The organism is Haloechinothrix halophila YIM 93223, assembly GCF_000504245.1.
In the GTDB taxonomy this organism is placed as follows: domain Bacteria; phylum Actinomycetota; class Actinomycetes; order Mycobacteriales; family Pseudonocardiaceae; genus Haloechinothrix_A; species Haloechinothrix_A halophila.
This window is the reverse complement of sequence record NZ_KI632509.1, coordinates 954,397-971,085: the sequence shown is the minus strand read 5'-3', so window position 1 is coordinate 971,085 and position 16,689 is coordinate 954,397. Positions and strand designations below refer to the sequence as shown.

Below are 16,689 nucleotides of genomic sequence, written 5' to 3'. Positions count from 1 at the left end.
GGGCGGTCTCACGCCTTATCGATCACTGTAGGTCTTCTGACCTGCAATTTAAGCGCGCCCCGAGGGATTCGAACCCCCAACCTTCTGATCCGTAGTCAGATGCTCTATCCGTTGAGCTAGGGGCGCTTGTTCAATTTGTTCAGCCCGTAGGCTATCTGGTCACTCGAACCGGCCAGCAACCGGGTGCTGATCGGCCCAAGCTACAGCGGAGGCTGCGGGATTCGAACCCGCGAGGGGGTGTTGCCCCCAACCGCATTAGCAGTGCGGCGCCATAGACCAGACTAGGCGAAGCCTCCCAGGCGGATGGCCAGTGAGCAACTACATTACATGTTCGCTCATGACCATCGCTACGGCCCCCCACCCGGTGTGTGAGGCACGGTGCGCCCACTGCGTTGAGCGAACGGAAAGCGCCTCTCACCTCGCCCAACGCAGCGAATATGTTATTCACCGCAGCGTCGTTCACCACACCGGTGTCAGCGCGTGGCAGTGGCCCCTGTTGCCCTGGCGATGAACGGCTCCAGCGCCTTCGGGTTGGCCAGCGCGTCGGCGGAGACGGCCTTCTCGGGCCGCACGCCACTGAGGATCTTTTTTACCGGCACCTCGCACTTCTTGCCGTTGAGCGTACGCGGAACGTCGCTGACCTCGATGAACTCGTCCGGAACATGCCGGGGCGACAGCGCCGAGCGCAGCTCCTTGCGCAGGTCGGGCTCGACGTCCGCGAGCGACGCCCCCGGAGCCAGCACGACGAAGCACAGCAGCTTGCCCTCATCCTCGCCTACCCGAGTGGTGTCGATCACCAGGGAGTCCGCGATCTCGTCGCGGCCTTCGACGACTCGGTAGAACTCGGCGGTGCCCATCCGCACTCCGCCTCGGTTCAGCGTCGAGTCACTGCGGCCGTAAATCACCGACGACCCGCGCGAGGTGATGCGAATCCAGTCGCCGTGTCGCCACACCCCTGGGTACTCCTCGAAGTATGCCGAGCGTAGGCGCGCGCCATCGGCGTCGTTCCAGAAGAACACCGGCATCGACGGCATCGGCTTCGTGATCACCAGCTCACCGACCTGTTCGACGACCTCGTTGCCATCCTCATCGAACGCGGCGACGGCTGCGCCGAGCGCGCGGCAGGACAGCTCACCGAGCCACACCGGGACATCCGGCGACGCACCCACGAACGCCGTGCAGACGTCCGTGCCCCCCGACACCGAACAGATCTGCACCGGACGTCCGTGCTCGTCCCTGCCGAGTTCGTCGATGATCCACCGGAAACCCTCGACACTCAGCGGAGCACCGGTCGAGCCGACTGCCCGCAGCGCGGACAGATCGTGCTCGGTGGTGGGAGACAGCCGCTGCTTGAAGCACTGCTGGATGAACGGCGCCGAGACACCGAAGTAGGTGATGCGGTGCTGCTCGGCCAGCCGCCACAACGCACCGAGATCGGGATAGCCGGGACTGCCGTCGTAGAGCACGACCGTCGATCCCACGAGCAGACCGGAGATCAGGAAGTTCCACATCATCCAGCCGGTCGTGGTGAACCAGAAGAACCGCTCGCCCGGACCCAAGTCCATCTGCAACGACAGCGACTTGAGGTGCTCCAGCGTGATGCCGCCGTGCCCCTGCACGATGCCCTTCGGCAGTCCGGTGGTGCCCGAGGAGTACAGCACCCACAGCGGGTGCTCGAACGGCACCGGGTCGAACGCGAGCGGCGCACCATCATGCTGGGCGAGCAAGGCATCCCAATCGTGGGTGTCGTCAACCCCGCCGGTGTCCGCGTAGTCGATCAGCACCGTCCCGGCCAACGAGGGCATTTCCGCTCGCAGCTCACGCACGGTGCCGGTGATGTCGAACGTCCGACCGCCATACATATAGCCGTTCACCGCGACGAGCACCTTCGGCTCGATCTGCGTGAACCGGTCAGCGATCGCCCGCACCCCGAAGTCCGGCGAGCAGGACGACCACACCGCGCCGAGACTCGCCGCCGCGAGGAATGCGATCAACGTCTGTGGGCAGTTCGGCGCGAGCGCCACCACCCGATCGCCCATACCGACGCCTAGCGAGGACAACGCGGCCCGCGCGGCGGCGACCTGCGATCGCAGCTGCCCGTAGGTGAGCTGCTCGGTGCTGCCGTCTTCCCGGTGGAAGATCACCGCGAGGTCGTCGTCGCGTTTCTCCGCGCCGGCGACGCCGCCGGACAGCGCGTGCTCGGCGTAGTTCAGCGTGCCGCCGGGGAACCAATGCACGTCAGGCATCCGCTCGCCTTCGGTGATCGCCGTCGGCCGTTCGTGCCAGCGCACACCGCAGAACTCGGCCGCCGCGCTCCAGAACGCGTCAAGCTCGGTTACCGACCACTCCCAGAGCTCGTCGTAGTCGTTGACCTGCACGTCCTTGGCGTCACGCAGCCACTGACGGAACCGCTCGATAGCGGTGTCCGCGACATGATCCGCGGCAGGTCGCCACAGCACTTCCGGGGCATCAACATGAGGGTGAGACTGCGGTGTCATGCACCCTTCCTAGCCCATGCCCGCCAACGCGCGCCAGACCCGCCGCCGCGAGTGGGTACCCACGACGGGAATTCGCCTGCGAGTGGCTCCACTCGCGGGCAAAATCGACCGCGCGAGCAGGGTAAGCGTGATTTGCCCGATGCGCACGCCGAGAAAACCGCTAACCTCGACGCCGTACCTCGCGTGGGACCCACGCACAACCGACGTGCCATGAGCACCGGAGAAGACCAGGAGCTGACTTATGCCCGTCTCGCCGCGCGCCGATCTCGACTCGCTGCCGGCCTATGTGCCGGGACGTTCCATTCCCGGCGCCATCAAACTGGCAAGCAACGAAGTCCCGCTAGGCCCGCTGCCCAGCGTGCTCGACGTCATCGCCGACGCGGCGAAGTCGGTCAACCGCTATCCCGATATGGGCGCGTTCGCGCTGGTCGAGCGACTCGCGTCGAAGCTGGACGTCAGCCAGGACCAGGTCGCGATCGGCTGTGGCTCGGTGTCGCTGTGTCAACAGCTCATCCAGGCGTTCTGCGCCCCTGGGGACGAGGTGCTGTTCGCCTGGCGCTCGTTCGAGGCATACCCCATCATCACCCAGGTCGTCGGCGCACAGCAGGTCACCGTGCCGCTCGACGACACCTGCACCCACGACCTCGACGCCATGGCCGCAGCGATCACCTCGAAGACCCGGGTCGTGTTCGTGTGCAACCCGAACAACCCGACCGGCACCGCGGTGCGTCGCGAGGCACTCGAACGTTTCCTGGACACCGTGCCGGACGACGTCCTGGTCGTACTGGACGAGGCCTACCGGGAGTACGTGACCGACCCGGACGTGCCGGACGGGCTCACGCTGTTGCCCGACAGGGACAACGTGGCCGTACTACGCACGTTCTCCAAGGCCTACGGGCTCGCCGGGCTGCGGGTCGGCTACCTCATCTCGAACGAGACCGTGGTGTCGGCTACCCGCAAGGTCTACGTGCCGTTCAGCGTCAACTCCGTCGCGCAGGCCGCCGCGTTGGCCTCGCTCGACGCCGAGAAGGAGCTGCTCGCCCGATGCGTCGAACTGGTCGCGGAACGGGATCGGGTGCGCGACGGCCTGCGCGCGGCGGGCTACGACGTTCCCGAGTCGCAGGCGAACTTCGTGTGGCTGCCGCTCGGTGATCGCGCGGCCGACTTCGCGGAGCACGCGCTGGAGAGCAAGCTGGTCGTGCGACCCTTCGTCGGTGACGGCGTGCGCGTCACCATCGGCACACCAGAGGAGAACGACACCCTGCTCGCCGTCGCGGCGTCGTTCTCGCGCTGACCTCGGCTCGGGGCGGCACGCCACCGGTGCCGCCCCAGGCCTTGGCCCCACCTAGACCTGGAACCACCCAGTCCCGTCAGTCGAGCACCAGCTTGACGATGGCGACAACGGCGACAAGCACAATGACGGCGCGCAGCACGCGCGGTGGGAGTTTGCGGCCAATCTTCGCACCGAGCAGGCCGCCGACCGTGGAACTGACCGCGAGCAGGCCGATCACTGGCCAGCTCACCGGAGCATAGAAGGAGTAGATAACACCAGCGACGGCATTGACTACCGCGGCGAGCACGTTCTTGACGCCGTTGAGCCGCTGCAACGACTCGTTCAGGAACATGCCGAGCACCGCCATCAGCATCACGCCCTGCGCTGCGGTGAAGTAGCCACCGTAGACGCCGATCAGCAGTACGAGCCCGAACAGGATCGGACCACCGTGTCCGTCGGCGCTGCCGCTGCGGCGCAATACCCATGCACTCACTTTGGGCTGCGCGACCACCAGGACCAGCGCGAGACCGATCAGCCACGGCACGACGGTCTCGAACGTGTCAGGGGGTAGCCCGAGCAGCAGGGTCGCGCCGCCGATCGCACCGACGACGGACCCGATGGCGAGCCGGGTGACCCTGCCCGCCTGTCCCTTGAGTTCCTCCCGGTAGCCGATGGAGCCGCTGATGGCGCCGGGGATGAGACCGACGGCATTGGACGTCGTTGCCGTGACCGGCGGATAACCAAGGGTGATCAGCACGGGAAAGGTCACCAGGGTGCCGGAGCCAACCACAGTGTTGATCATGCCAGCCCAGATGCCAGCCGCCGAGATCACCACCGCATGCCACCAGGTCATCGTTGCAGGCTAAGCCGATCTTGCTATCGCCGCGAAGCGGAAGTGGCGCAGCCCTCACCGAACCCCATCGACCGAACCAGGATTGAATTGGCGCTGAGGTGGGTAATCAAGGCAAGTCGTGCGAGGGCCATGCCGCTGCGGAACGGGCCATCGCACGGCAGAGTGTCCGCGAGGACAGCGATACTCGCGGCAGGAAACAGTCGTCGATGAACGTGGTGAAACGTGGCAGATCCGCAGCAACGCACCGAGAGCGAGCTCGGCGCTAAGGATGACATCGAAATGCGCCTCGGCGCGAACCTGGTCCACCTGCCAATCGTTCGCGCCGTGGCCGTCAATATCGCGATGCGTGCCGACTTCGACGTCGACGCGATCTCCGACCTCGAGCTGGCGGTCGACGAGGCGTGCTCCTCCCTGATCACTCATGCCGTCGCCGGTTCGGTGTTGTCGTGCCGGTTCACCATCGGCGCCGACGACATCATGTTCACCGTGACCATCACGTCGTCGGAGGACGTGAGACCGAGCGAGTCCACGTTCGGCTGGCGCGTGCTCACCACACTCACCGACGGCGTATCGAGCTGGGCCGATCGGCTTGAAGACTCGTTGCACCAGGTGCACATCGAGTTCGTCAAGCGCAGGCCGGTGGTCATGCGGTGAAACAGGTGGCGACGACATCGCAGCAGCGGCACTCGTCACATGAGTACGACCACCTCGTCCCGCTGTTTGACGAGCTTGCCGCCCTTGAGGAGGACGACCCGCGTCGCGAGGCGCTCCGGGACGAACTGGTCACGGGGTATCTGCCGCTGGCAGAGCACATCGCGCACCGGTTCGCAGGTAGGGGCACCCCGAAAGAGGACCTGGTACAGGTCGCCACCGTCGGGCTGATCAACGCGGTGGACCGGTTCGAGCCGGACAAGGGCAGCGACTTCCTCTCCTACGCTGTGCCGACCGTGATGGGCGAGGTCCGCAGGCACTTCCGCGACGCGAGCTGGGCGATGCGAGTGCCACGCAGGCTCAAGGAGCTACACCTGTCGGTGTCCGGAGCGAGCACACGGCTCGCGCAGCAACTGGGCAGGGCACCGACACCGGCGGAGATCGCCACGCATCTCGGCATCAGCAAGGACGAGGTCTACGAGGGGCTCGAAGCGGGCCAGGCGTACCACGCGTCCTCGCTGGACGAGTCACTCGGCAACGACGGCGAGGGGATGCCGCTCGGCGAGGCCATCGGGGAGCAGGACAGCGGTTTGGAGGGCGTCGAGAACCACGAGGCTCTTGAGCCGCTCATCCGCGACCTGCCGCAGCGGGAACGGCACATCATCGCGCTGCGCTTCTACTACAACCTGACGCAAACCCAGATCGCCGAACGCGTCGGCATCTCGCAGATGCACGTGTCGCGCCTGCTCAGCCGCACCTTGGCCAAGCTCCGCCAGGGCCTGTTGGAGAACAACGACACCGAGGAAGCCGCGACCAGCGAATAGCCCGCGCACGCACGCGGCCTGGCACGGCACGGCCGTTGGGCATGTCGTCGAGGAGATCTGCGCAGCGAATCGACCTTCCGCCTACCCTGGTGTTCTGATCACGGGAAAGGTGGAAGCGCATGCCCGAGCAGTTCGCGGAAGGCGTCAACGGCGTCGATGTCTGCTATGAAACGTTCGGGCCACCCGATGGTGAGCCGCTGTTACTGATCATGGGCCTGTCGGCGCCAATGATCTGGTGGGACGACGAGTTCTGCCAGCTGCTCGCCGAACGCGGTTTCCACACCATCCGGTTCGACAACCGCGACTGCGGTCGCTCGTCGTCGATCGGCGGTGCGGTAAGCCTGCCCGCCGCATACCTTGGCAGGAAGACCGCCTACTCGCTGGACGACATGTCCGACGACACAGCCGAGCTGCTCACACGGCTCGGCGTCGCGTCCGCGCACGTCGTCGGCGCGTCGCTGGGCGGCATGATCGGTCAGGTCATGGCCATCCGGCACCCCGATCGGGTGCGCTCGCTGACGTCGATCATGTCGCATACCGGCAACCGGCTGGTCTGGCGGCCACACCACAAGGCCGTGACGACGCTACTCACCGCCCCGCCGCGCGACCGCGACAGCTACATCGCGCACCATTTGCGGATGGCGAGCGTGATCGGCTCGCCTGCCTATCCCGCCGACGAGAAACGACTACGCACCCGCGCCGAGCGGACATTCGATCGGGGCCTCAACCGGGCGGGCACCGCTCGGCAGCTCGCGGCAGCGCTCGCCGCACAGGACCGCACGCCCCAGCTCAAGCGGTTGCGGGTGCCAACGAGCGCCATCCATGGCGCGGATGACTTGCTCATCAACGTCGGCTGCGGCCTGGCGACGGTACGCGCCATTCCCGGAGCCGAACTGCACGTCATCAACGGCATGGGCCACGACCTGCCGGAGCCGCTATGGCCTCGGTTCGCCGACATGATCGAGCAAACGGCGCGGCGCGCCACCGCCGTCGCGTAGACGTGCCGCTGGTGGAGTTGTCGATCACCCACGTCGATGCGGCACGTGGCCCCGTCCGGTTAGAAAACTCCAGGTGGGGTACCCCACGCCAGCGACACCGGGTCTCCGGTTGCCGCCGAACGATCACCAAGGGAAGCATGGACGACAAGGAGGTGCCGACACAGTGACCCAACCAGCCGACGGTGACCGAGACCGCGACATGCCGGACGACCCAACCACCCGCCCGGAGGATGCCGTGGATGCGCTGGAGGAGCGCGTCTTCGGCGAACGCGCCGAGCAGCGTCGCGATGAGGACAACACTAGAGAGCCCGCGTTCATGCAGGACATCGATACCGAGGATCCGGAGAGCACGAACGCCGGTCCCGACGAGCCTCCTGAGTGAGCGTCCGACCTCAAGCTCAGTACTTGACTTCAAGTTGACTTGAAGTTCTAGCGTGACCCATGGCAGTCCACCACACGAGGGGAAACCATGGGCACACAGGGCACCGTCTACCGGGTCGACACCTTCACCGTTCCGCCTTCCGCGCGGGACGAATTCCTGACCAACGTCCACCGCACGCACGACCACCTCCGCGCACTCCCCGGATTCGTCCACGACCTCATCCTGGAGAAGCCGTCCGATGACGGCGCCGTCATCATCATGACCCTCGCGGCCTGGGAAAACGCCGATGAGCTCGCGTCAGCACGCGAGGCGATGCGGCGCAAGCACCAGCAGGACGGCTTCGACCCCAAAGCCCTCATCGACCGGCTCGGCATCACGGCCGACCTGGCGGAGTACACCGAAGCGGGGTGAGGCTACCGCCCCGCGAAGCCGTCCAGCGCGGCGACGATCCGGGCGCGAAGCGCGTCGCTGCCGGTGTGACCGGAATCGTCGATCACGACCAACTCCGCGTCCGGCCACGCCCGGTCCAGCAGCCACGGCGTCTCCAGCGGCCCGCTGAGGTCGAGGCGACCGTGGACCAGCACACCGGGGATGCCCGCGAGGCGGTCGGCGTTGCGGAGCAGTTCGTCGTCGTCGAGCCACATGCCGTGCGAGAAGTAGTGCGCGCAGATCCGCACCAGTGCGATCAGTGCGTCGGAAGGCCGGCCGCTGAAGGCGTTCGGGATGCCGTTCGGCTCCAGCGAGAGGACAGCGTCCTCCCACGCGCTCCAGTCGGCGGCGGCACGCGCTCGCACGTCCGCGTCCGGGTCTTCCATCAGGCGGGCGTAGGCGGCGAGCAGATCACCGTCTCGTTCGGACTCTGGCACGCCCGCACGGAACCGCTCCCACTGCTCGGGGAAGAACCGCCCCGCACCGCGGAAGAGCCAGTCGATCTCACGCCGACGGGACATCGTGACGCCGTTGATGACGATTTCGGACGTCCGTTGTGGATAGCGCTCAGCGTAGGCGAGGATCAATGTGGATCCCCACGAACCTCCGTACATCAACCAGCGCTCGATGCCGAGGTGTTCACGTAGCTGTTCCATATCGGACAGCAGGTGGTGCGTCGTGTTGTGCCGCATTTCAGTGGCCGGGTCGCTGGCGTGCGGGGTGCTGCGCCCGCAGCCGCGTTGATCGAACAGCACGACCCGGTAGCGCTCGGGGTCGAATCGCTGCCTCGCGCTAGCCCCGCAGCCCGTGCCCGGCCCGCCGTGCACCACGAGCGCCGGTTTCCCGTCGGGGTTGCCGCATTCCTCCCAGTAGACGAAGTTCCCGTCACCGACATCGAGCATTCCGTGGCGGTACGGCTCGATCGGCGGGTACAGCACGTGGTCAGCTGTCATGTCCCCGGACGTTAGCGGGACGCTCGTCGATCACGCGACGCATTTTCCCCAACGACCGCTCCAACGTGTCAGGATCGGCGACGTCGACGGCGACGCTCACGCCGACACTGTCCTTCACCCGCGCGATCAGCTCGTCAGCTGCCGCGCGCCGCTGGTCCGCCGAAGCAGCGGGGTCCGCCTCGACCCGCACGGTCATCCGGTCCAATCGATCGGCTATGGACAGTACAAGTTGGAAGTGCGGTGACAGCCCCTCGATCGGGAGTAGCAGTTCCTCGATCTGAGTGGGGAAGACGTTCACGCCGCGCAGGATGATCATGTCGTCGCTGCGTCCGGTGACCTTCTCCATCCGCCGGAACGCGGGCCGCGCGGTGCCCGGCAGTAGCCGGGTCAGGTCGCGGGTGCGGTAGCGAATGATCGGGAATGCTTCCTTGGTGAGCGAAGTGAACACCAGCTCGCCGCGCTCGCCTTCCGGCAGCACGTGTTCTTCTATCGGGTCGATGACCTCGGGGTAGAAGTGGTCCTCCCAGATGTGCAGGCCATCCTTGGTCTCGACGCACTCCTGCGCGACGCCCGGGCCGATCACCTCGGACAGCCCGTAGATGTCGACCGCGTCGATGTTCATCCGCTCCTCGATCTCACGGCGCATCTCCTCGGTCCACGGCTCGGCACCGAAGATGCCCACCCGCAGCGAGGTGCCGCGCGGGTCGATGCCCTGCCGCTCGAACTCATCCAGCAGTGTGAGCAGGTAGGACGGCGTCACCATGATGACCGCTGGCTGGAAGTCGGTGATGAGCTGCACCTGGCGCGCGGTCATGCCACCGGACGCGGGGACGACCGTGCAGCCGAGTTTCTCGGCACCGTAGTGCGCGCCGAGGCCGCCCGTGAACAGCCCATAACCATAGGCAACGTGAACCACGTCGCCAGGGCGACCACCCGCGGCGCGGATGGAGCGCGCCACCACGTCGGCCCACATGCCGACGTCGGACTGGGTATAGCCCACGACGGTGGGTTTGCCCGTCGTGCCGCTGGACGCATGGATCCGGCTCACCTGTTCCCTCGGCACCGCGAACATGCCGAACGGGTAGTTCTCGCGCAGGTCGTGCTTGGTGGTGAAGGGGAACCGGGCGAGGTCGTCCAGGGAACGGCAGTCCTCCGGCCGCACGCCTGCCTCGTCGAACTTCCGCCGGTACGCCGGCACGTTCTCGTAGGCGTGGCGCAGCGTCCACTGCAACCGCGTGAGCTGGCGTTCCCGCAGTTCGTCTGGGCTCAGCCGCTCCGCATCGTCCCACCCGGCCGACGCGATGCCAGTGGTCTCAGCCGTCACCCTGCCTCCCCGTTCCGCTCGATGGTGCGGCTCCTGCCGCGAAACTCCGCGATGACGGCCCCCTCGGCGCCAGCGCGCCGCACGGTGACGTCGTAGATCCCGTTGCGCCCGAAGCGCGTCCGCTCATCGGCGGTAGCGACCAGGACGTCGCCAAGCCGGGCAGACGCGACAAACGAGACCTCGGCGCCCGCGGCGACGGTGACCGGGCCGTGGCTGTTGCATGCGCAGGCGAAGGCCGTGTCCGCCAACAGGAAGACATAGCCGCCGTGGGCGATGTCGTGGCCGTTGACCATCAGGTCCGTCACCGTCATCGTCGCCACCGCGTGCCCGTCGGACACCTCGGTCAGCTCGATGCCGAGCGCGCGCGACGCCGCGTCCGCGTCCAGCATCCGCTCGGCCGCGTTCCGCGCGTCCGCCGATGGGTCCGCCACCGCTCCACCGCCTCGCTACCTGACCGAATGGTTGGTAATTGACCTGCGCGTGGCCAGTCAACGGCAGCCTGACCACCACTGTCAAGACGATCGACCCACAGCGCAGTGACTCCCTTTCCCCGGCCCGCAGACCGCGCTAGCATGAATTACTGAACACCCGGTAAGTTAATACTCCCCAGCGAGAGTGAAAGGTCACCCATGGCGTCCGAAAGTCCCCTGCGCAGCTACGTATCCGGCGACTGGCACACTCCGGCCGACGCGGGCACCCCCGTGCACGACGCGACGACCGGCGAGGAGATCGCACGGGTGTCCACCACCGGCATCGACATGGCCGCCGCGCTGGACTACGGCCGCCGAGTCGGCGGAGCGGCGCTGCGGGAGCTGACCTTTCACCAGCGCGGCGCACTACTCAAGGCGCTCGCCTCTCACCTGCGGGAACACCGGGACGAGCTGTACACGCTGTCCGCCAAGACCGGCGCGACGCTCGGCGACTCGAAGTTCGACATCGACGGCGGCATCGGCGTGCTGTTCACCTATTCGAGCAAGGGCAGGCGGGAGCTGCCGAACGACACCGTCTACGCCGAGGGTGCCGTCGAGCCGCTGAGCAAGGGCGGCACGTTCGTCGGCCAGCACATCCTCAGCCCGATGCGCGGCGTCGCGGTGCAGATCAACGCGTTCAACTTCCCGGTGTGGGGACCGCTGGAGAAGTTCGCGCCCGCGTTCCTCGCCGGAATGCCGTCGCTCGTGAAGCCCGCCAGCCAGACCGCGTACCTCACGCATCGGCTGGTTGAGCTGATCGTCGAGTCGGGCATCCTCCCTGAGGGCTCGCTGCAGCTGGTCTGCGGCAGCGCGGGGGATCTGCTCGACCACGTCACCGCGCAGGACGTCGTGTCGTTCACCGGATCGGCGTCCACCGCGAGCCAGCTCCGCGCACACCCGAGCATCGTGCGCAACGCGGTGCGGTTCAACGCCGAGGCCGACTCGCTGAACCTGTCGATCCTCGGCCCGGACGCCGCACAGGGCACGCCGGAGTTCGACCTCTACATCAAGCAGCTAGTCACCGAGATGACCGTCAAGGCTGGCCAGAAGTGCACCGCGATCCGCCGCGCATTCGTGCCAGCCGAGCTGATGGACGACGTCGCCGCTGCCGCGTCCGAACGACTCGCGAAGGTCACCGTCGGCAACCCGACCAGCGACGGCGTCCGCATGGGCGCGCTGGCCAGCCTCGAACAGCGCGAGGAGGTGCGGCGGTCGCTCAAGTCGCTGATGGACGTCGGCACCGTCGTCTACGGCGACCCCGAGCAGGTCGACGTCGTGGACGCGGATGTCGAGCGGGGCGCGTTCATCTCTCCCGTCCTGTTGCGGGTGGACGACCCAGAACGCGCGGAACCGCACCAGGTGGAGGCGTTCGGGCCAGTGGCGACACTAATCCCGTACACGTCGACCGAGCAGGTCATCGAGCTGGCCGCCAAGGGCGAGGGCAGCCTCGTCGGGTCGGTGGTCACCGGAGACGCGGCGTTCGCGCGCGAGGTCGTGCTCGGTGTCGCGCCGTGGCACGGCAGGCTGCTTGTACTGGACACCGACGACGCCAAGGAGTCCACCGGGCACGGCTCCCCGCTGCCAGGCCTGGTGCATGGCGGGCCCGGCCGCGCCGGTGGCGGCGAGGAGATGGGCGGCCTCAACGGCGTCAAGCACCACATGCAGCGCACCGCCGTGCAGGCCAGTCCGACGGTGCTGACCAAGGTCACCGGGCAGTGGGTGCCAGGCGCACCCCGCACCGAGGGCACCCACCCGTTCCGTAAGTCGCTCGCCGAGCTGCGAGTGGGCGACACCGTGGTGGCTGGCCCGCGCCAGGTCACCCGGGAGGACATCGCGCACTTCGCGGAATTCACCGGCGACACCTTCTACGCCCACACCGACGAGGAAGCGGCCGCGGCGAACCCGCTGTTCGGCGGCATCGTGGCGCACGGCTACCTGGTCGTGTCGTTCGCGGCCGGGCTGTTCGTCGCACCAGAGCCGGGGCCGGTGCTGGCCAACTACGGCCTCGAGAACCTGCGCTTCCTCACGCCGGTCAAGGCCGGCGACGAGCTGACCGTCACGCTGACCGCCAAGCAGATCATCCCGCGCGAGAACGCCGACTACGGCGAAGTCCGCTGGGACACCGACGTCACCAACGCCGATGGCGAGTCGGTAGCGAAGTACGACGTCCTGACCCTCGTGTCCAAGGAGCAGAAGTGACCACCACCGAACTGCCCGACCTGGAGCGGCACTTCGAGCGCACCATCGAGGCCGACCAGCGGATCGAGCCGCGCGACTGGGTGCCGGAGAAGTATCGGGCGACGCTGATCCGGCAGATCGCCCAGCACGCGCATTCGGAGATCATTGGGATGCAACCGGAGCGCAACTGGATCAGCCGCGCGCCGTCATTGCGGCGTAAGGCGATCCTGCTCGCGAAGGTCCAGGACGAGGCCGGTCACGGTCTGTATCTGTACTCGGCGGCCGAAACGCTCGGCGCCGACCGGGGCGACTTGACCGAGCGGCTGATCAGCGGGACGCAGAAGTACTCGTCGATCTTCAACTACCCGACGTTGACGTTCGCCGACGTCGGTGTGATCGGCTGGCTGGTCGACGGCGCCGCGATCTGCAACCAGGTGCCGCTGTGCCGCTGCTCGTACGGGCCGTACGCGCGGGCGATGATCCGCATCTGCAAGGAGGAGTCGTTCCACCAGCGACAGGGCTACGAGCTGCTGATGGCGATGATGCGCGGCACCGAGGCGCAGCGGGAGATGGTGCAGGACGCGACGGATCGCTGGTGGTGGCCGTCACTGATGATGTTCGGTCCGCCGGACGGCGACTCGCCCAACACCGCGCAGTCGATGGCATGGAAGATCAAGCGCCACACCAACGACGAGCTGCGCCAGCGATTTGTCGACATGACGGTTCCGCAGGCTGAGGCGTTGGGCGTGACGCTGCCCGATCCCGACCTGCGGTGGAACGCCGAGCGCGGGCACTACGACTTCGGCGAGATCGACTGGAGCGAGTTCAAGGAGGTGCTGCGCGGCAACGGCCCGTGCAACGCGCAGCGCGTCGCCCATCGCAAGCGGGCGCACGACGATGGCGCGTGGGTTCGCGAGGCCGCGGCCGCGCACGCGCGCAAGGCAAAGGAGTCGTGAGTGCGTAGCAGGGTTAGAACACCAATCAACACTCACGACGGGCAGGAGGCGGCATGACTGAGATGGAGCCGGTGAAGCACGAGTGGCCGTTATACGAGGTGTTCGTGCGCAGCAAGCGCGGGCTGAACCACGTGCACGTCGGCTCGCTGCACGCCGCCGACGACGAGATGGCGATCCACCACGCCCGGGATCTGTACACGCGGCGCAACGAGGGCGTGAGCATCTGGGTCGTGAAGGCGGCCGACATCACGGCGTCCAGCCCTGATGAGAAGGACCCGTTCTTCGCGCCAAGTGCGGACAAGGTGTACCGGCACCCGACGTTCTACGACATCCCCGACAACGTGCCCCACATGTGAGCGTGACGCGTGATGAGCTTTGACAACGCCTACGAAGCGGTCAGCGAGGCCAACGACGAGACCCGCTGGGCATTCGGCACCGGCTTCGAGGATCCACTCTCCGGTGTGGACACGTCGCTGCCGTCCGGTGTGGACGGTGACGATCTCGCGGCGTACTGCCTGATGCTTGGCGATGACGCGCTGATCGCCTCGCAGCGGTTGCAGGAGTGGTGCACCCATGCGCCGGAACTGGAGGATGAGGTCGCGCTGGCCAACATCGGGCTTGACCTGCTCGGCCAGGCGCGGCTGCTGCTGACACGCGCGGGCAAGGCGGAGGGCGTCGAGCGCTCGGAGGACGCGCTGGCGTTCTTCCGCGATGAAAACGAGTTCCGCAACGTCCGGCTGGCCGAGCTGTCCAATGGTGACTTCGCGTTCAGCATCGCGCGGCTGCTGGTGTTCGCCACGTGGCGACTCGCGCTGCTGCAACGACTGACCGACTCGCGCGACCAGGTGCTGGCCGCGATCGCCGCGAAGGGTGTCAAGGAAGTCACCTACCACCGCGACTACGCAGCACAGTGGACGGTGCGGCTCGGTGACGGCACCGACTACTCGCACCAGCGGATGCAGTCCGGTTTGGACGAGGTATGGCCCTACGTCGGTGAGCTGTTCGAGTCTCACCCTGTGATCGAGCGGCTGTCCGGCATCGCGGTCGATCCCGAGTCACTACGCGCGGAGTTCGACGACGTGCTCACCCAGGTTTGCTCCGCCGCGACGCTGGCCGTGCCGGACATCTCCCCGCGTGCGGGTGTCTCCGGCCGCAAGGGCCGCGACGGCGTGCACACCGAGGAGATGGGCTACCTGCTCGCCGAGATGCAGAGCCTGGCACGAGCGCACCCGGAGGCGACATGGTGACGCTCACCGACGCCCGCGCGGTCGCCGAGACGGTGACCGACCCGGAGCTGCCGATGCTCACCCTCGCCGACCTCGGCGTGCTGCGCGAGGTGTCCGAATCCGGCGGCACGGTGGTCGTCACCATCACACCGACCTACACCGGCTGCCCGGCGATGGACACCATGCGCGACGACCTGGTGCACGCCCTGCACGACGCCGGATACGACGACGTCGAGGTGCGCACCGTGCTGCACCCGCCGTGGAGCAGCGACTGGATCACCGAGGAAGGACGTCGCAAGCTCGCCGAGGCGGGTATCTCCCCGCCAGGCACCGCGCCACGCAACGACGGCCCGATCCCGCTCACCCTCGCCCCGCCGGTGTCACACGCCGTGCGGTGCCCGCACTGCGGCGCGGCGGAGACCGAGGAGCTGTCGCGGTTCTCCGCGACGGCGTGCAAGTCGCTGCGGCGCTGCCGGACCTGCGCCGAACCGTTCGAACACGTCAAGGAGATCTAGTGACCGCCCCAGCACCGTCCCGGATTCGCGGCGAGTTTCACCCGTTGACCGTCGCCGATGTGACGCGGTTGTGCGACGACGCTGTCGCGGTCACCTTCGACGTCCCCGACGAACTCGCCGACCGCTATGACTTCCTGCCCGGCCAGTCGCTCGTGCTGCGCCGACACATCGACGGCCGCGAGGAACGCCGCAACTACTCGATCTGCGCGCCCGCGGGTGCCCAGCCGCGCATCGGCGTGCGCGAGGTGCCGGACGGGCTGTTCTCGTCTTGGCTGGTGCACGAAGTCCAGCCCGGCGATGAGATCGAGGTGTCCCCGCCGACCGGCACGTTCACCCCCGACCTCGACGCTGGCGGGCATCACGTGCTGGTCGTGGCCGGGTCAGGCATCACGCCAGCGCTGTCGATCGCGGCATCAGTGCTGCGGCACCCAGAGGCCACGGTCACGCTGCTGTACGGCAACCGGCGTACCAGCACGGTGATGTTCGCCGAGGAGCTGGCCGACCTGAAGGATCGCCACCCAACCCGGCTCGAGCTGATCCACGTGCTCTCCCGCGAACCGCGCGAGGTCGAGCTGTTCACCGGGCGACTCGACGCCGACCGGCTGCGTGCGCTGCTGCCACTGCTCGGTGACCCGGCGCTGGTGGATTACTGGTGGCTGTGCGGGCCGTTCGGGATGGTCACCGACATCCGGGATGTGCTGCTCGAGGCCGACGTCGCCAACGAACGGATACACCAGGAGCTGTTCTACGTCGGCGACCTGCCGCCAGCGCCCGCCACGCACCCCGAGCCGGAGATCGAGGGCGCGAGCAGCGAGGTCACGGTGCGGCTCGATGGGCGTGCCACCACAGTGGCCGTTCCCGCGGGGACGTCAGTGCTTGAGGGTGCGCAGCGGGGTCGCCCTGACCTGCCGTTCGCTTGCAAGGGCGGGGTGTGCGGCACCTGCCGAGCGAAGGTGACATCCGGCAAGGTCGACCTGCGGCGCAACTTCGCGTTGGAGCAATCCGAACTCGACGAGGGTTTCGTACTGACCTGCCAGAGCCATCCGATTACCGACACGGTCGAGGTCGACTACGACGCCTAACCGGGGACTCGCGACGCCAGAAGTCGGAACTCGCCATGCCGCAACGCGGGACTCGCGACGCCAGAAGTCGGAACTCG

General features: G+C 67.3%; 17 protein-coding genes and 2 tRNA genes. 12 read left to right on the top strand and 7 right to left on the bottom strand.

Annotation, left to right across the window (positions count from 1 at the left end; translation table 11 throughout):
* Positions 1–53: 53 nt before the first annotated feature.
* From AMYHA_RS04525 to AMYHA_RS04515, 3 genes are all read right to left on the bottom strand, one after another.
* Positions 54–126: transfer RNA gene (locus AMYHA_RS04525), tRNA-Arg, on the bottom strand.
* Between the two features lie 80 nt (positions 127–206).
* Positions 207–296, bottom strand: a tRNA-Ser gene (locus tag AMYHA_RS04520).
* A gap of 177 nt (positions 297–473) precedes the next feature.
* Positions 474–2,498, bottom strand: a complete 2,025-nt coding sequence (locus AMYHA_RS04515; protein ID WP_034268252.1) for an acetoacetate--CoA ligase — start codon at positions 2,496–2,498, stop codon at positions 474–476.
* A gap of 241 nt (positions 2,499–2,739) precedes the next feature.
* On the opposite strand from AMYHA_RS04515, the gene hisC reads away from it, so the two are divergent.
* A complete protein-coding gene (hisC, locus tag AMYHA_RS04510; protein WP_034268249.1) occupies positions 2,740–3,792 on the top strand; it encodes a histidinol-phosphate transaminase in 1,053 nt (350 codons plus the stop codon).
* Between the two features lie 76 nt (positions 3,793–3,868).
* Here the strand turns inward: hisC and AMYHA_RS04505 are convergent, their stop codons facing one another.
* Positions 3,869–4,624 carry a sulfite exporter TauE/SafE family protein gene (locus AMYHA_RS04505; protein WP_034268246.1) on the bottom strand — a complete coding sequence of 252 codons (756 nt, stop codon included), beginning with the start codon at positions 4,622–4,624 and terminating at the stop codon, positions 3,869–3,871.
* Positions 4,625–4,846: 222 nt separating this feature from the next.
* Here AMYHA_RS04505 and AMYHA_RS04500 point away from each other — a divergent pair, with 222 nt between their 5' ends.
* The 5 genes from AMYHA_RS04500 to AMYHA_RS04480 all read left to right on the top strand — a co-directional run bounded on the left by AMYHA_RS04500 (position 4,847) and on the right by AMYHA_RS04480 (position 7,890).
* A complete protein-coding gene (locus AMYHA_RS04500; protein WP_034268244.1) occupies positions 4,847–5,278 on the top strand; it encodes an ATP-binding protein in 432 nt (143 codons plus the stop codon).
* Between the two features lie 5 nt (positions 5,279–5,283).
* The gene (locus AMYHA_RS04495; RefSeq protein WP_034275791.1) at positions 5,284–6,099 is read left to right on the top strand and encodes a SigB/SigF/SigG family RNA polymerase sigma factor; all 816 of its coding nucleotides are present in this window, start codon (positions 5,284–5,286) and stop codon (positions 6,097–6,099) included.
* 119 nt (positions 6,100–6,218) lie between these two features.
* The gene (locus AMYHA_RS04490) at positions 6,219–7,097 is read left to right on the top strand and encodes an alpha/beta fold hydrolase (protein ID WP_034268242.1); all 879 of its coding nucleotides are present in this window, start codon (positions 6,219–6,221) and stop codon (positions 7,095–7,097) included.
* 163 nt (positions 7,098–7,260) lie between these two features.
* Positions 7,261–7,479, top strand: coding sequence for a hypothetical protein (locus AMYHA_RS04485; RefSeq protein ID WP_034268239.1), 219 nt, complete (start codon positions 7,261–7,263; stop codon positions 7,477–7,479).
* Between the two features lie 87 nt (positions 7,480–7,566).
* Positions 7,567–7,890, top strand: coding sequence for an antibiotic biosynthesis monooxygenase family protein (locus tag AMYHA_RS04480; protein ID WP_034268237.1), 324 nt, complete (start codon positions 7,567–7,569; stop codon positions 7,888–7,890).
* A 2-nt stretch (positions 7,891–7,892) separates the two neighbouring features.
* Here the strand turns inward: AMYHA_RS04480 and pip are convergent, their stop codons facing one another.
* Genes pip through paaI form a run of 3 tightly spaced genes read right to left on the bottom strand, consistent with a single transcriptional unit; the run spans position 7,893 to position 10,574 of the window.
* A complete protein-coding gene (gene pip / locus AMYHA_RS04475) occupies positions 7,893–8,861 on the bottom strand; it encodes a prolyl aminopeptidase (RefSeq protein WP_034268234.1) in 969 nt (322 codons plus the stop codon).
* Positions 8,851–10,185, bottom strand: coding sequence for a phenylacetate--CoA ligase PaaK (paaK, locus tag AMYHA_RS04470; protein WP_051399536.1), 1,335 nt, complete (start codon positions 10,183–10,185; stop codon positions 8,851–8,853). The genes pip and paaK overlap by 11 nt, the downstream gene beginning before the upstream one ends.
* Positions 10,182–10,574 carry a hydroxyphenylacetyl-CoA thioesterase PaaI gene (gene paaI, locus AMYHA_RS04465; protein ID WP_034275785.1) on the bottom strand — a complete coding sequence of 131 codons (393 nt, stop codon included), beginning with the start codon at positions 10,572–10,574 and terminating at the stop codon, positions 10,182–10,184. The genes paaK and paaI overlap by 4 nt, the downstream gene beginning before the upstream one ends.
* 240 nt (positions 10,575–10,814) lie before the next feature.
* Here paaI and paaZ point away from each other — a divergent pair, with 240 nt between their 5' ends.
* The 6 genes from paaZ to paaE all read left to right on the top strand — a co-directional run bounded on the left by paaZ (position 10,815) and on the right by paaE (position 16,612).
* A complete protein-coding gene (gene paaZ, locus AMYHA_RS04460) occupies positions 10,815–12,854 on the top strand; it encodes a phenylacetic acid degradation bifunctional protein PaaZ (RefSeq protein ID WP_034268231.1) in 2,040 nt (679 codons plus the stop codon).
* On the top strand, positions 12,851–13,789 hold the full coding sequence (gene paaA / locus AMYHA_RS04455) for a 1,2-phenylacetyl-CoA epoxidase subunit PaaA (RefSeq protein WP_034268229.1): 939 nt from the start codon (positions 12,851–12,853) through the stop codon (positions 13,787–13,789). The genes paaZ and paaA overlap by 4 nt, the downstream gene beginning before the upstream one ends.
* Positions 13,790–13,851: 62 nt before the next feature.
* Positions 13,852–14,145, top strand: a complete 294-nt coding sequence (gene paaB, locus AMYHA_RS04450) for a 1,2-phenylacetyl-CoA epoxidase subunit PaaB (protein ID WP_034275783.1) — start codon at positions 13,852–13,854, stop codon at positions 14,143–14,145.
* A 12-nt stretch (positions 14,146–14,157) separates the two neighbouring features.
* Entirely contained in the window at positions 14,158–15,036 is an 879-nt protein-coding gene (gene paaC, locus AMYHA_RS04445; RefSeq protein ID WP_034268227.1) for a 1,2-phenylacetyl-CoA epoxidase subunit PaaC, read from the top strand.
* A complete protein-coding gene (gene paaD / locus AMYHA_RS04440; protein WP_034268224.1) occupies positions 15,030–15,530 on the top strand; it encodes a 1,2-phenylacetyl-CoA epoxidase subunit PaaD in 501 nt (166 codons plus the stop codon). Before paaC ends, paaD begins: the two co-directional genes overlap by 7 nt.
* Positions 15,530–16,612, top strand: a complete 1,083-nt coding sequence (gene paaE, locus AMYHA_RS04435) for a 1,2-phenylacetyl-CoA epoxidase subunit PaaE (RefSeq protein WP_034268221.1) — start codon at positions 15,530–15,532, stop codon at positions 16,610–16,612. The genes paaD and paaE overlap by 1 nt, the downstream gene beginning before the upstream one ends.
* The last annotated feature ends 77 nt before the right edge of the window (positions 16,613–16,689 follow it).